A 13,704-nucleotide genomic window follows, 5' to 3' on the forward strand; every position below is an offset into this window, starting at 1 on the left:
AGGACGCGCGCCGCGTGCGGCGGGGCTACGACGCCGTGACCGTCCCCAGGGCCTTCGCCAGCGCCTGCGGGTTCCGCGTCGACACGTACACGTACGGGGTCGGGTCCTCGGGGTCCGTGATCTCGACGCGCAGGGCCGTCGGGATGTAGCTGCGCAGGACCATGAACGCGCGCGGGTCCGCCTTGTGGGTCCGCCAGGCGCGCGCCTCGGCCGCGTCCAGGGCCTCGGCGGGACCGAGCGCCGTCAGCGGGATCTTGGCGTCGCCCGCGACCAGGAAGCCCGCCACGACCCGGATGCGCACCGAGCCGTACGAGCTGGTGAGCACCGCCGCGAGCGCCGCGCCCGCGACCAGGCCGCCCAGGAACGGCAGGGTGCCGAACGGGAGCACGATCAGACCCGCCGCGATGCCGACGAGCACCGAGACGAGCCACCACGAACGGGGCGCGGTCAGGCGTTCTTCGTAAGGCTGCATGAAGCCAAGCTTGGCATGGTGCGCGACCGCCGCTGACGCGGAGGTAAGGTCTGCGCCTGTGAGTGGTACAACTGCGGCCCTGCGGCCTCCGGCCGACGCCATACCCCCCGTGCGCCACCCCGACGCGCCCGCGCCCGGGGAGCTGATCGGCGCGCACTACGCGCAGTGCTTCGGCTGCGGCGAGGGCCAGGCCCACGGGCTGCACCTCGCGGCGCGCGCCGGTGCGGGCGTCACCGTCACCGCCGAGTTCACCGTGCGCGAGGCGCACCAGGGTGCGCCCGGTCTCGCCCACGGCGGCGTGCTCGCCACCGCGCTCGACGAGACCCTCGGCTCCCTGAACTGGCTGCTGCGGGTGATCGCCGTGACCGGGCGCCTGGAGACGGACTTCGTACGGCCGGTGCCGGTCGGCACGGTGCTGCACCTGGAGGCCGAGGTCGTCGCCGTCGCCGGACGGAAGATCTACTCGCGGGCGCGGGGGCGCATAGGTGGCCCCGAAGGCCCGCTCGCCGTCCGTGCCGACGCCCTCTTCATCGAGGTGAAGGTGGACCACTTCATCGACAACGGCCGTCCGCAGGAGATCCGGGCGGCCATGAACGACCCGGACCAGATCCGGCGCGCCCGCGCCTTCGAGGTGAACCCGTGACCGACCGTGCCCCCCTGGACGTGCTGATCAGGCGCGTCGACCCCGACGTACCGCTGCCGGCGTACGCGATGCCCGGCGACGCCGGCGCCGATCTGCGGACGACCGAGGCCTGCGAACTCGCGCCCGGAGAGCGGGCGGTGCTGCCGACGGGGGTTTCCATCGCCCTGCCCGAGGGGTACGCGGCCTTCGTGCACCCCCGGTCCGGGCTCGCCGCCCGCTGCGGTGTCGCCATGGTGAATGCCCCAGGGACGATTGATGCCGGGTACCGTGGGGAGATCAAGGTGATCGTGGTGAATCTCGACCCGCGCGACAGCGTGCGGTTCGAGCGCTTCGACCGGATCGCCCAACTGGTCGTCCAGCAGGTCGAGAAGGTGCGCTTCCAGGAGGTTGCGGAGCTTCCCGGCTCGGCGCGGGCCGAGGGGGGCTTCGGGTCGACGGGCGGTCACGCTGCCGTGGGCGTCAGCCCGGGCGAACAAACGGGTGGGAATCGATACGCATCGGCCGTATCCGACCGGGAAGGACAGTGACGTGTTCGGACGTCGCAAGAAGAGCGGTGCCGCCGAGGACGCGGCGGGCGAGGCCGAGCAGGTCGTCGACGGCACGGAGGACGCGGAGTCCGAGGACGCCGCGCCCCAGCGCGTGCGACTGGAGCCGGAGCCGCGCCCGGACGGTCCCTGGGACGACTCCGAGGTCCGTGAGCCCGGCGAGGGCCGGGTGGACCTCGGCGGTCTGTTCGTGCCGGGGGTCGAGGGCATGGAGCTGCGCGTGGAGGTCGCGGGTGACGCGATCGTCGCGGCCACCGTCGTGCTCCAGGACAGCGCCGTGCAGCTGCAGGCCTTCGCCGCTCCCAAGCGGGAGGGCATCTGGGGCGAGGTCCGCGAGGAGATCGCCTCCGGCATCACCCAGCAGGGCGGTGTCATCGACGAGGTCGAGGGGCCGCTCGGCTGGGAGCTGCGGGCGCAGGTGCCGGTGCAGCTGCCGGACGGCACGGGCGGCTTCCAGGTCGTCAGGTTCGTGGGCGTGGACGGCCCGCGCTGGTTCCTGCGCGGAGTGATCTCCGGGCAGGGCGCGGTGCAGCCGCAGGCCGCGGGTCTGCTGGAGCAGATCTTCCGGGACACGGTCGTCGTCCGCGGCGAGGGCCCGATGGCCCCGCGGGACCCGATCGTCCTCAAGCTGCCCGACGACGCGCAGATGGTCGCCGAAGGCGTTCAGCAGGAGGACCAGGAGTCCTCCCGCTTCTCCGGCGGCATGGGCCAGCTGGCCCGGGGGCCGGAGATCACCGAGGTCCGCTGACGGCGCGCTGACGGCGACGCGGGCCGGAAAAGAAGGCCGTCGGCACCGGCACGAGAGCTGACGTGCAGCTGACGTAAAGCAGTGCGCACCAAGGGGCCGCACTCCCGAATCGGGAGTGCGGCCCCTTGGCGTATACGCGTGTGAACTGGTTGAACGCAGTGCCGTAAGAGATTCGTCAACGCCGCGCCAATGGCCGCTAGGGAGACGTCAACGGCGATCGAAATTCGCCATTGAGGCGGTTTCCTCGGGATGTCAGCAATTCCGAATCTCATCTAGGAGCACACGATGGCCGACGTGGCCTTCGTCGTCACCACGATCGCGGTCTTCGCGCTGGTGGCTCTCGTCGCCAAGGGGGTGGCGAAGCTGTGACCGCCGAAAACATCGTCGGCCTCGTCGTGGCCGTCGCCCTGCTCGGTTATCTCGTCCTCGCCCTTGTGTTCCCGGAGAGGTTCTGAGCCCCGACATGAGTCCCGTTCTCGCTGGCGTGCTCCAGCTCCTCGCGCTCGTGGCCGCGCTGGCCCTCGCGTACCGTCCGCTCGGCGACTACATGGCCGGCGTCTACTCCTCCGACAAGCATCTGCGCGTCGAGAAGTGGATCTACAAGGGCATCGGTGCCCACCCCGGCACCCAGATGCGCTGGCCCGCCTATCTGCGCGGCGTGCTCTCCTTCTCCCTGGCGAGCCTGCTCTTCCTGTACCTGCTGCAGCGGATCCAGGGCTCGCTCCCGGGCTCGCTCGGCTTCAAGTCGATCGACCCGGACCAGGCGTTCAACACCGCCGCGTCCTTCGTCGCCAACACCAACTGGCAGTCGTACTACGGCGAGCAGGCCATGGGCCACGTCGTGCAGACCGCCGGTCTCGCGGTGCAGAACTTCGTCTCGGCGGCCGTCGGCATCGCCGTCGCCGTGGCGCTGGTGCGCGGCTTCTCCCGCTCGCGCACCGGTGAGCTCGGCAACTTCTGGGCCGACCTGGTGCGCGGTGTCGTGCGCATCCTGATCCCGATCTCCGTGGTCGGCGCGCTCGTCCTGGTCGCCTGCGGCGCGATCCAGAACTTCTCCGGCATCCACGGCGTCGGCCAGTTCCTGGGCGGCGAGCAGCAGTGGAACGGCGGCGCGGTCGCCTCCCAGGAGGTCATCAAGGAGCTGGGCACCAACGGCGGCGGCTACTTCAACGCCAACTCCTCCCACCCCTTCGAGAACCCGAACCCGATCTCGAACCTCTTCGAGATCTTCCTGATCCTGGTGATCCCGTTCGCCCTGACCCGGACCTTCGGCCGGATGGTCGGCTCGCTCCGGCAGGGCTACGCGATCCTCGCCACGATGGCGACGATCTGGCTCGGCTTCACCGCGCTGATGATGTGGACCGAGTTCCACCACGGCGGCCCGGCGTTCGACCTCGCGGGCGGGGCGATGGAGGGCAAGGAGACGCGGTTCGGCGTCGGCGGCTCGTCGATCTTCGCGGTGGCCACCACGCTCACCTCCACCGGCGCGGTGAACTCCTTCCACTCCTCGTACACCGGCTTCGGCGGCGGGATCACGATGCTGGGCATGCAGCTCGGCGAGATCGCACCCGGCGGCGTCGGGTCCGGCCTCTACGGCATGCTCGTCATGGCGATCATCGCGGTCTTCCTCGCCGGTCTGATGGTCGGGCGCACCCCCGAGTACCTGGGCAAGAAGCTCGGCACCCGCGAGATCAAGCTCGCGGCCTGCTACATCCTCGTCACGCCCGCGCTCGTCCTCGGCTTCACCGGCGCCTCGATGGCGATGGACACGCCCAAGAACTCGATGACCAACGGCGGCGCCCACGGTTTCTCGGAGATCCTGTACGCCTTCACCTCCGGCGCCAACAACAACGGCTCGGCCTTCGCGGGCCTGAACGCGGACACGCAGTGGTTCAACACCACGATCGGTCTCGCGATGCTCCTCGGCCGGTTCCTGCCGATGGTGTTCGTGCTCGCGCTCGCCGGATCCCTCGCCGAGCAGCGGCCCATCCCGAAGACGGCGGGCACCCTGCGCACCGAGAAGCCGCTGTTCACGGGCCTGCTCGTCGGCACCATCATGATCATCACCGGTCTGACGTACTTCCCGGCGCTCGCGCTCGGGCCGCTCGCCGAGGGTCTCGCGTCATGACCACCCACACCAGGAAGCAAGAGGAGCGCAGCTCCATGACCACCGCTACTCCCACGCGCGCGCCGCACCAGGACGTGCCGACCGGCCACAAGCCGGACGACGGCAAGGTCGGCGGCGGTCTCTTCGACCCGGCCCAGCTCCTGAGGTCCTTCCCGGACGCCCTGAGGAAGCTCGATCCGCGGGTGATGGTCAAGTCGCCCGTGATGTTCGTGGTCCTGATCGGCTCGGTGCTCACCACCGTGCTCGCCTTCAAGGACCCGGGCGACTGGTTCGGCTGGACGATCGCCGCGTGGCTGTGGCTGACCACGGTCTTCGCCAATCTGGCGGAGGCGGTCGCCGAGGGCCGCGGCAAGGCCCAGGCCGACACGCTGCGCAAGGCCAAGACCGACACGGTCGCCCGGCGCCTGTCCGCCGACGGCGGGCCCGGCAAGAACGAAGTGCAGGTGCCCGGCACCGACCTGAGGATCGGTGACCTGGTCGTCTGCGAGGCGGGCGACATCATCCCCGGCGACGGTGACGTCGTCGAGGGCGTGGCGAGCGTCGACGAGTCGGCGATCACCGGTGAGTCGGCGCCCGTCATCCGTGAGTCCGGCGGCGACCGGTCGGCGGTCACCGGCGGTACGAAGGTCCTCTCCGACCGCGTCGTCATCAAGATCACGACCAAGCCCGGCGAGACCTTCATCGACCGGATGATCAACCTGGTCGAGGGCGCGGCCCGGCAGAAGACGCCCAACGAGATCGCGCTGAACATCCTGCTCGCCTCGTTGACCATCGTCTTCCTGCTCGCGGTCGTCACGCTCCAGCCGTTCGCCGTGTACGCCGGTGCCGAGCAGTCCATGATCGTGCTCTGCGCGCTCCTGGTCTGCCTCATCCCGACGACCATCGGCGCCCTGCTCTCCGCGATCGGCATCGCGGGCATGGACCGCCTGGTCCAGCGCAACGTCCTCGCCATGTCCGGGCGCGCCGTCGAGGCCGCCGGTGACGTCTCCACGCTGCTGCTCGACAAGACCGGCACCATCACGCTCGGCAACCGCCAGGCCGCCGAGTTCGTGCCGGTGCGGGGCACCACCGAGGCCGAGGTCGCCGACGCCGCGCAGCTCTCCTCGCTGGCCGACGAGACGCCCGAGGGCCGCTCCATCGTCGTCCTCGCCAAGGAGAAGTACGGGCTGCGCGAGCGCCACCAGGGCGAGCTGGTGGACGCCGAGTGGATCGCCTTCACCGCCCAGACCCGGATGTCGGGCGTGGACGTGGACGGGCGCAAGGTCCGCAAGGGCGCGACCGGCTCGGTCGTCGCCTGGGTCCGCGAGCGCGGCGGCACCGTCTCCGACGAGGCCCAGGAGCTCACCGACACGATCTCGCAGGCGGGCGGCACCCCGCTCCTTGTGGCGATCGAGGACACCGACGGCGCCCGCGTGCTCGGCGTCATCCACCTCAAGGACGTCGTCAAGGAAGGCATGCGGGAGCGGTTCGAGGAACTGCGCCGCATGGGCATCAAGACCGTCATGATCACGGGTGACAACCCGCTGACGGCCAAGGCGATCGCCGACGAGGCGGGCGTGGACGACTTCCTCGCGGAGGCCACGCCCGAGGACAAGATGGCGCTCATCAAGCGCGAGCAGGCCGGCGGCAAGCTCGTGGCGATGACGGGTGACGGGACGAACGACGCGCCCGCGCTCGCGCAGGCCGACGTCGGCGTGGCCATGAACACCGGCACCTCGGCCGCCAAGGAGGCCGGGAACATGGTGGACCTGGACTCCAACCCGACCAAGCTCATCGAGATCGTGGAGATCGGCAAGCAGCTGCTCATCACGCGCGGCGCCCTGACGACCTTCTCGATCGCCAACGACGTGGCGAAGTACTTCGCGATCATCCCGGCGATGTTCGCGGTGGTCTACCCGGGCCTGGACAAGCTCAACATCATGGACCTGTCCAGCCCCAAGTCCGCGATCCTGTCGGCCGTCATCTTCAACGCGCTGATCATCGTGGCCCTGGTGCCGCTGGCCCTGAAGGGCGTGCAGTACCGCCCGATGAGCGCCGACCGGATGCTCCGGCGCAACCTCGGGATCTACGGTCTCGGCGGTCTGGTCGCGCCGTTCATCGGCATCAAGGTCATCGACCTGCTCCTCTCCCTCATCCCCGGCATTGGGTGACTTGGCATGAATAACTCCGTCGGAAACACCGCCCGGTTGCTGGGCGCGGGCCTGCGGGCCGTGCTCGTCCTGACCGTGGTCTGCGGCGTGATCTACCCCCTCGTCGTCACCGGCGTCGCCCAGGCCGTCTTCCACAACAAGGCCAACGGCTCCGAGATCAAGGACGGCGGCAAGGTCGTCGGCTCCGAGCTCATCGGCCAGCGTTACGACCTGCCCCTGAAGAAGGGCCAGGAGACGCCGGACCCGGACCTGAAGTGGTTCCAGCCCCGGCCCTCCAACGGCCTCGGCAGCAACAGCGTGAACACCCGGTACAAGCTGCTCCTGTCCGGCGCGACCAACCTCTCGGGCGACTCCGGGGCCATGAAGGACAAGGACGGCAACGAGGTCTGCGACCCCAAGGCCGAGGACGGGCTGTGCGCCCAGGTGAAGGCCGCGCGGGACGCCGTGGTCAAGGACAACTCGACGGCCGACTTCAAGGTCAGCCCGTCGGACGTCCCGGTGGACGCGGTCACGTCCTCCGCCTCGGGCCTGGACCCGCACATCTCGCCGGAGTACGCCGACCTCCAGGCGCACCGGATCGCCGAGAAGAACCACCTGGACGTCAAGGACGTCGAGAAGCTGGTCGACGACCACACCGACGGCCGCGTCCTCGGCTTCATGGGGGAGCCCCGGGTGAACGTCCTGAAGCTCAACATCGCCCTGAAGCACCTGGTCGCCGCCAAGGGCTGACCTGCCCGTCAGCGGCCCGCGCACGGCCCGTGGGCCCCGGAGCACCCGGGGCCCGCGGGCCCGCTTCCGCGCGTCCGCGGGCCAGGACCATCAGGGTTGCGTCAAGGACCCTCGGGAACGCCCGCCTCGTCCGTTTTACCGCGATTGTTGGCCGTAAGGTCGACGCTGCGTACACAGCAGTTTCAGGAAGACAATGGGGCCATGGCACGCGGCAAGCTTCGGATCTACCTCGGTGCGGCACCGGGTGTCGGCAAGACGTACGCGATGCTGTCCGAGGCCCACCGCCGTGTCGAGCGCGGCACGGACTGCGTGGTGGCGTTCGTCGAGCACCACGGGCGGCCGCGCACGGAAGTGATGCTGCACGGCCTGGAGCAGGTGGAGCGCGGGGAGCTGGGCTACCGGGGCGCGGCCTTCACCGAGATGGACGTGGACGCCGTGCTGCGCCGGGCCCCGGCCGTGGCGCTCGTGGACGAGCTGGCCCACACGAACGTGCCGGGCTCGCGCAACGCCAAGCGCTGGCAGGACGTCGAGGAGCTCCTCGAAGGCGGCGTCGACGTCATATCCACGGTGAACATCCAGCACCTGGAGTCGCTGGGTGACGTGGTGGAGTCGATCACGGGGGTGCGGCAGCGCGAGACGGTGCCGGACGAGGTGGTGCGCCGGGCGGACCAGATCGAGCTGGTCGACATGTCGCCGCAGGCGCTGCGGCGCCGGATGGCGCACGGCAACATCTACAAGGCGGACAAGGTCGACGCGGCGCTGTCGAACTACTTCCGGCCGGGCAATCTGACGGCGCTGCGGGAGCTGGCGCTGCTGTGGGTGGCCGACCGGGTCGACGAGTACCTCCAGCAGTACCGGGGCGAGCACAACATCCGCTCGACCTGGCAGGCCCGGGAGCGCATCGTCGTCGGCCTCACCGGAGGCCCCGAGGGCCGCACGCTCATCCGGCGCGCGTCGCGCATGGCCGCCAAGGGCTCCGGCAGCGAGATCCTCGCGGTCTACATCGCCCGCAGCGACGGCCTGACCGCGGCCTCGCCCAAGGAGCTCGCCGTCCAGCGCACCCTGGTCGAAGACCTGGGAGGAACGTTCCACCACGTCATCGGCGACGACATCCCCGCCGCGCTGCTCGACTTCGCCCGGGGCATCAACGCCACCCAGATCGTCCTCGGTTCCTCGCGCCGCAAGACCTGGCAGTACGTGTTCGGCCCCGGCGTCGGCGCCACCGTGGCCCGCGACTCCGGGCCCGACCTGGACGTCCACATCGTCACGCACAGCGAGGTCGCCAAGGGGCGCGGGCTTCCCGTCGCGCGCGGCGCCCGGCTCGGCCGCTCCCGCCTCATCTGGGGCTGGCTCGCCGGTGTCGTGGGGCCCGCGCTGCTCACCCTGCTCCTGACGCACATCGACGCCGACCTCGGCCTCGCCAACGACATGCTGCTGTTCCTGACCCTCACGGTCGCGGCGGCCCTGCTCGGCGGCATGCTCCCGGCCCTCGCCTCCGCGGCCTTCGGGTCCCTGCTGCTCAACTACTTCTTCGCGCCGCCGCTGCACCAGTGGACGATCTCCGACGCCAAGAACATCGTCGCGATCTGCGTCTTCGTGTCCGTCGCGGTGTCCGTGGCGTCCGTGGTCGACCTGGCGGCCCGCCGCACCCACCAGGCCGCCCGTCTGCGGGCCGAGTCGGAGATCCTCTCCCACCTCGCGGGCAGCGTGCTGCGCGGCGAGAACAGCCTCGCCGCGCTCCTGGAGACCATGCGGGAGACCTTCGCGATGGAGGCCGTGGCCCTCCTGGAGCGCGAGAGCGACACGGCGCCCTGGACCTGCGCGGGCAGCGTCGGCACCGGAGCGCACGTGGGCCGCCCCGAGGACGCCGACGTGGACGTACCCGTCGGCGACCACATGGCGCTCGCCCTGTCGGGCCGGGTGCTGCCCGCCGAGGACCGCCGCGTGCTCGGCGCGTTCGCCGCGCAGGCCGCCGTGGTCCTCGACCGGCAGCGCCTGCAGTCCGAGGCCGACCGGGCGCGCACCCTCGCCGAGGGCAACCGCATCCGCACCGCCCTGCTCGCCGCCGTCAGCCACGACCTGCGCACCCCCCTCGCCGGGATCAAGGCGTCCGTGACCAGCCTGCGCTCCGAGGACGTGGAGTGGTCCGACGAGGACCAGGCCGAGCTGCTCGAAGGCATCGAGGCGGGCGCCGACCGGCTCGACCACCTCGTCGGCAACCTCCTGGACATGTCCCGCCTCCAGACCGGCACCGTCGCCCCCCTGATCCGCGAGATCGACCTCGACGAGGTGGTGCCGATGGCGCTCGGCGGCGTACCGGACGGCAGCGTGGACCTCGACGTCCCCGAGGACCTGCCGATGGTCGCGGTCGACAAGGGCCTCCTGGAGCGCGCCGTCGCCAACGTCGTGGAGAACGCCGTCAAGTACGCGCCCGAGGACGCGCCGGTCCTGGTGTCGGCGAGCGCCCTGGGGGACCAGGTGCAAGTGCGCGTCGTGGACCGCGGCCCCGGCGTCCCCGATGACGCCAAGGAGCGCATCTTCGAGCCGTTCCAGCGCTACGGTGACGCTCCACGCGGCAGTGGCGTGGGCCTCGGTCTCGCCGTCGCCCGCGGGTTCGTGGAATCCATGGGGGGCACCCTCAACGCCGAGGACACCCCCGGTGGCGGCCTCACGATGGTGCTGACGCTCCAGGTGGCGGTCGGCAGGCCGCCCGTCGTGCCCGACCTCTCCGCCCAGATGACCTCGTGACCGCCACCGCCGGCCGCGCACGGGGCACGACCAGCCGCACGAGCGGCGCTGACAAGCCCGAAAGGCAGGTAGGAATGACCCGGGTGCTCGTGGTCGACGACGAGCCGCAGATCGTACGCGCCCTCGTGATCAACCTGAAGGCGCGCAAGTACGACGTGGACGCGGCACCGGACGGCGCGACCGCCCTCCAGCTCGCCGCCGCCCGCCACCCCGACGTGATCGTGCTCGACCTCGGTCTGCCCGACATGGACGGGGTGGAGGTGATCAAGGGGCTGCGCGGCTGGACGCGGGTGCCGATCCTGGTGCTCTCCGCCCGGCACAGCTCCGACGAGAAGGTCGAGGCCCTGGACGCGGGCGCCGACGACTACGTGACCAAGCCCTTCGGCATGGACGAGCTCCTGGCCCGGCTGCGGGCCGCCGTGCGGCGGGCCGAGCCCACCGGGGCGGGCGAGGACGACGTCACGATCGAGACCGAGGACTTCACGGTCGACCTGGCCGCGAAGAAGGTCAACCGGGGCGGGCGCGACGTGCGCCTGACCCCCACCGAATGGCACCTCCTGGAGGTCCTCGTACGCAATGCGGGCCGTCTCGTCAGCCAGAAACAGCTCCTCCAGGAGGTCTGGGGGCCCTCGTACGGCACGGAGACGAACTACCTGCGGGTCTACATGGCCCAGCTGCGGCGCAAGCTGGAGACGGACCCGGCGCACCCTCGGCACTTCATCACGGAGCCGGGGATGGGCTACCGCTTCGAGCGGTGACCTGCCGGGGGCCGCGCACCGGCGTTGCGGGGGTGTCGGGCAGCACGGGTAGGCTCGGGGTATGAGTGCTGTTCCTGGATCCGACAAGCCCGCAGGGCGCTTCCGGCGCATGCTCGACCGGCTGTCGTCCTCCCAGCAGGACTTGGACTCCCAGGAACTGCGCGAGGACGCCGAGACGGCCGGCTGCACCCGCATCGGCGACTGCCACGACCGCCAGATCGTCACGGTTACTGGTACGTTGCGCACGGTCACCCTGCGGCCACGGGCCGGTGTGCCCGCCCTGGAGGCGGAGCTGTTCGACGGCTCCGCCGCGGTGGACGTGGTGTGGCTCGGCAGGCGTTCCATCGTCGGCATCGAGCCGGGCCGCCGCCTGATCGCCTCGGGGCGGATATCCATAGACCGCGGCCGCAGAGTGCTCTTCAACCCCAAGTACGAACTCAGACCGCTCGGACGGGAGTAGCCGGTGACGTCAGTCGACAAGCCGACCGACCAGGGCCTGGCGGGCGCGAGCCCCCAGGACACGGACACCAGGGCTCTGACGCAGGCCGCGCTCTTCGACGCCTTCGGCGGCATCCGCGGCACGGTCGAGACGATGGTCCCGGGCCTGCTGTTCGTGCTGATCTACACGATCACCAAGGACCTGCACAGCTCGGCGATCGCCGCGCTCGGCGTCGCGGTGCTCCTGGTCGTGGTCCGGCTGGTCCGTCGGGACACGGTCAAGCACGCGTTCAGCGGTGTCTTCGGCGTCGCGTTCGGCGTGGCCTTCGCCATGTTCACGGGCAACGCCAAGGACTTCTATCTGCCCGGGATGATCTACGGCACCGGCCTCGGCGCCGCCTTCTTCCTCTCGGCGCTCGTGGGCTTCCCGCTGCTCGGCCTGCTGCTCGGGCCGGTCTTCCGGGAGAACCTCTCCTGGCGCACCCGCAACCCGGGCCGCAAGAAGGCGTACACCAAGGCGTCCCTGGCCTGGGGCCTGATCTTCCTCGCCAAGTACGCGATCCTCTTCCCGCTGTACTGGTGGTCGGACACCGAGAAGCTCGGCTGGGTCCTGATCGCCCTGAAGCTGCCGCCGATGGTCCTCGCGGTGTACTTCACCTGGATCTTCCTGGCGAAGGCCCCGCCGCCGATCGATGTGTTCGCGGAGATGGAGGCGGAGGAGCGCGCCGAGGAGGAGCGCAAGGCGGCCGCCGAGCAGCAGCAGCGCCAGGCCTGATTTTCTCCCGCCTGCCCGCCCCATTTGGGGCGGGCAGGCGGAAACGCAGGTGGGGGGCGCCCGAACCTTTCGGGCGCCCCCCACCTGCGTACAAAGCCCTACGGCTCTAGTTGCGCGCTGACAGCAGGTCCTCCAGCTGCTCCTCGCGCGCCTGCGCGGCCACGAAGAGCAGCTCGTCACCCGCTTCGAGCGAGTCGTCGGGGGTCGGCGTGAGGACGCGCGTGCCCCGGATGATGGTGACGAGCGAGGTGTCCTCGGGCCACTGGACGTCACCGACCCGGGTGCCCGCGAAGGCGGACTCCGGCGGCAGCGTCAGCTCGACCAGGTTCGCGTCGCCGTGGCTGAAGCGCAGCAGGCGCACCAGGTCGCCGACGCTCACCGCCTCCTCGACGAGCGCGGACATCAGACGCGGCGTGGACACCGCGACGTCGACGCCCCAGGACTCGTTGAAGAGCCACTCGTTCTTGGGGTTGTTGACGCGGGCGACGACGCGCGGGACGCCGTACTCGGTCTTGGCGAGGAGCGAGACGACCAGGTTCACCTTGTCGTCGCCCGTCGCGGCGATGACCACGTTGCAGCGCTGGAGCGCCGCCTCGTCCAGGGAGGTGATCTCGCAGGCGTCGGCGAGCAGCCACTCGGCCTGCGGGACGCGCTCGACGGAGATGGCCGTCGGCGCCTTGTCGACGAGCAGCACCTCGTGCCCGTTCTCCAGGAGCTCACCGGCGATGGAACGGCCCACCGCACCCGCTCCGGCAATGGCGACCCTCATCAGTGACCGCCTTCCTCGGGGCCCTCGGCGAATGCCGCCTCGACCTTCTCGACCTCGTCGGTGCGCATCATCACGTGCACCAGGTCGCCCTCCTGCAGGACCGTCTGCGAGGTCGGCAGGACCGCCTCGCCGAGCCGGGTGAGGAAGGCGACGCGCACGCCGGTCTCCTCCTGCAGGCGGCTGATCTTGTGGCCGATCCAGGAGGCGGAGGCGTGCACCTCGGCGAGCTGGACGCCGCCGGTGGGGTCGCGCCACAGCGGCTCGGCGCCGGAGGGCAGCAGCCGCCGCAGCATCTGGTCGGCGGTCCAGCGGACCGTGGCGACCGTGGGGATGCCCAGGCGCTGGTAGACCTCGGCGCGGCGGGGGTCGTAGATGCGGGCGGCGACGTTCTCGATGCCGAACATCTCGCGGGCCACCCGGGCGGCGATGATGTTCGAGTTGTCGCCGCTGGAGACGGCGGCGAAGGCACCCGCGTCCTCGATGCCGGCCTCGCGCAGGGTGTCCTGGTCGAAGCCGACCCCGGTCACGCGACGGCCGCCGAAGCCGGAGCCCAGACGGCGGAAGGCGGTGGGGTCCTGGTCGACCACGGCGACCGTGTGCCCCTGCTGTTCCAGGGTCTGCGCGAGAGCGGAACCGACTCTCCCGCAGCCCATGATGACGATGTGCACGTCGCTACCCCGCGCTCCTCACGGCCCACTTGACCTGCGTAAATGCCCTACTCATGACTCTCTTTCGGCGCGCCTGCGCGGCGGCGGCGCATCCCGCCCAGCGGCTCGCGGTGCGGGGCGCTCCCGACCGGCC

14 protein-coding genes are annotated in these 13,704 nt (G+C 70.8%); 11 read left to right on the top strand and 3 right to left on the bottom strand.

Annotated features, from left to right (window positions below; genetic code table 11):
- Positions 1-25 precede the first annotated feature (25 nt).
- Positions 26-472 (bottom strand): DUF3093 domain-containing protein, encoded by a 447-nt coding sequence (locus MQV74_RS30295; RefSeq protein WP_242724749.1) that lies wholly within the window; start codon positions 470-472, stop codon positions 26-28.
- A 58-nt stretch (positions 473-530) separates the two neighbouring features.
- Between MQV74_RS30295 and MQV74_RS30300 the strand changes: the two genes are divergently transcribed.
- The 11 genes from MQV74_RS30300 (at position 531) to MQV74_RS30350 (ending at position 12,134) form a co-directional block, all read left to right on the top strand.
- Positions 531-1,115 carry a PaaI family thioesterase gene (locus MQV74_RS30300; protein ID WP_242724751.1) on the top strand — a complete coding sequence of 195 codons (585 nt, stop codon included), beginning with the start codon at positions 531-533 and terminating at the stop codon, positions 1,113-1,115.
- Positions 1,112-1,642 carry a dUTP diphosphatase gene (dut, locus tag MQV74_RS30305; RefSeq protein ID WP_242724753.1) on the top strand — a complete coding sequence of 177 codons (531 nt, stop codon included), beginning with the start codon at positions 1,112-1,114 and terminating at the stop codon, positions 1,640-1,642. The genes MQV74_RS30300 and dut overlap by 4 nt, the downstream gene beginning before the upstream one ends.
- A gap of 1 nt (position 1,643) precedes the next feature.
- The gene (locus MQV74_RS30310) at positions 1,644-2,408 is read left to right on the top strand and encodes a DUF3710 domain-containing protein (protein WP_242724755.1); all 765 of its coding nucleotides are present in this window, start codon (positions 1,644-1,646) and stop codon (positions 2,406-2,408) included.
- Between the two features lie 365 nt (positions 2,409-2,773).
- Positions 2,774-2,863 (top strand): K(+)-transporting ATPase subunit F, encoded by a 90-nt coding sequence (gene kdpF / locus MQV74_RS30315; protein WP_033264828.1) that lies wholly within the window; start codon positions 2,774-2,776, stop codon positions 2,861-2,863.
- 8 nt (positions 2,864-2,871) lie between these two features.
- Complete coding sequence (gene kdpA / locus MQV74_RS30320) at positions 2,872-4,536, top strand: potassium-transporting ATPase subunit KdpA (RefSeq protein ID WP_242724763.1); 1,665 nt, start codon at positions 2,872-2,874, stop codon at positions 4,534-4,536.
- A 35-nt stretch (positions 4,537-4,571) separates the two neighbouring features.
- The gene (kdpB, locus tag MQV74_RS30325) at positions 4,572-6,686 is read left to right on the top strand and encodes a potassium-transporting ATPase subunit KdpB (RefSeq protein ID WP_374120716.1); all 2,115 of its coding nucleotides are present in this window, start codon (positions 4,572-4,574) and stop codon (positions 6,684-6,686) included.
- A gap of 6 nt (positions 6,687-6,692) precedes the next feature.
- Positions 6,693-7,415 carry a potassium-transporting ATPase subunit C gene (locus MQV74_RS30330; RefSeq protein WP_242724771.1) on the top strand — a complete coding sequence of 241 codons (723 nt, stop codon included), beginning with the start codon at positions 6,693-6,695 and terminating at the stop codon, positions 7,413-7,415.
- Positions 7,416-7,616: 201 nt separating this feature from the next.
- Positions 7,617-10,163 carry a sensor histidine kinase gene (locus MQV74_RS30335; protein ID WP_242724773.1) on the top strand — a complete coding sequence of 849 codons (2,547 nt, stop codon included), beginning with the start codon at positions 7,617-7,619 and terminating at the stop codon, positions 10,161-10,163.
- Positions 10,164-10,237: 74 nt separating this feature from the next.
- A complete protein-coding gene (locus MQV74_RS30340) occupies positions 10,238-10,921 on the top strand; it encodes a response regulator (RefSeq protein ID WP_138962251.1) in 684 nt (227 codons plus the stop codon).
- A 61-nt stretch (positions 10,922-10,982) separates the two neighbouring features.
- Positions 10,983-11,381: an OB-fold nucleic acid binding domain-containing protein gene (locus MQV74_RS30345; RefSeq protein ID WP_242724775.1), complete on the top strand. Its 399-nt coding sequence runs from the start codon at positions 10,983-10,985 to the stop codon at positions 11,379-11,381.
- A 3-nt stretch (positions 11,382-11,384) separates the two neighbouring features.
- Positions 11,385-12,134 (top strand): DUF3159 domain-containing protein, encoded by a 750-nt coding sequence (locus tag MQV74_RS30350; protein WP_242724784.1) that lies wholly within the window; start codon positions 11,385-11,387, stop codon positions 12,132-12,134.
- 106 nt (positions 12,135-12,240) lie between these two features.
- On the opposite strand, the gene MQV74_RS30355 is transcribed toward MQV74_RS30350, so the two are convergent.
- A complete protein-coding gene (locus tag MQV74_RS30355; RefSeq protein WP_138962254.1) occupies positions 12,241-12,903 on the bottom strand; it encodes a potassium channel family protein in 663 nt (220 codons plus the stop codon).
- Complete coding sequence (locus tag MQV74_RS30360) at positions 12,903-13,571, bottom strand: potassium channel family protein (protein WP_030682402.1); 669 nt, start codon at positions 13,569-13,571, stop codon at positions 12,903-12,905. Before MQV74_RS30360 ends, MQV74_RS30355 begins: the two co-directional genes overlap by 1 nt.
- Positions 13,572-13,704 lie beyond the last annotated feature (133 nt).

The sequence above is a fragment of the Streptomyces sp. AN091965 genome (assembly GCF_022698285.1).
Lineage (GTDB): Bacteria > Actinomycetota > Actinomycetes > Streptomycetales > Streptomycetaceae > Streptomyces.

Bases quoted from the DNA above. Each gene is read 5' to 3' on its own strand.
- MQV74_RS30295 (WP_242724749.1), bottom strand. From the start codon at position 472: ATGCAGCCTTACGAAGAACGCCTGACCGCGCCCCGTTCGTGGTGGCTC.
- kdpA (WP_242724763.1), top strand. From the start codon at position 2,872: ATGAGTCCCGTTCTCGCTGGCGTGCTCCAGCTCCTCGCGCTCGTGGCC.
- kdpB (WP_374120716.1), top strand. From the start codon at position 4,572: ATGACCACCGCTACTCCCACGCGCGCGCCGCACCAGGACGTGCCGACC.
- MQV74_RS30330 (WP_242724771.1), top strand. From the start codon at position 6,693: ATGAATAACTCCGTCGGAAACACCGCCCGGTTGCTGGGCGCGGGCCTG.
- MQV74_RS30335 (WP_242724773.1), top strand. From the start codon at position 7,617: ATGGCACGCGGCAAGCTTCGGATCTACCTCGGTGCGGCACCGGGTGTC.
- MQV74_RS30340 (WP_138962251.1), top strand. From the start codon at position 10,238: ATGACCCGGGTGCTCGTGGTCGACGACGAGCCGCAGATCGTACGCGCC.
- MQV74_RS30345 (WP_242724775.1), top strand. From the start codon at position 10,983: ATGAGTGCTGTTCCTGGATCCGACAAGCCCGCAGGGCGCTTCCGGCGC.
- MQV74_RS30355 (WP_138962254.1), bottom strand. From the start codon at position 12,903: ATGAGGGTCGCCATTGCCGGAGCGGGTGCGGTGGGCCGTTCCATCGCC.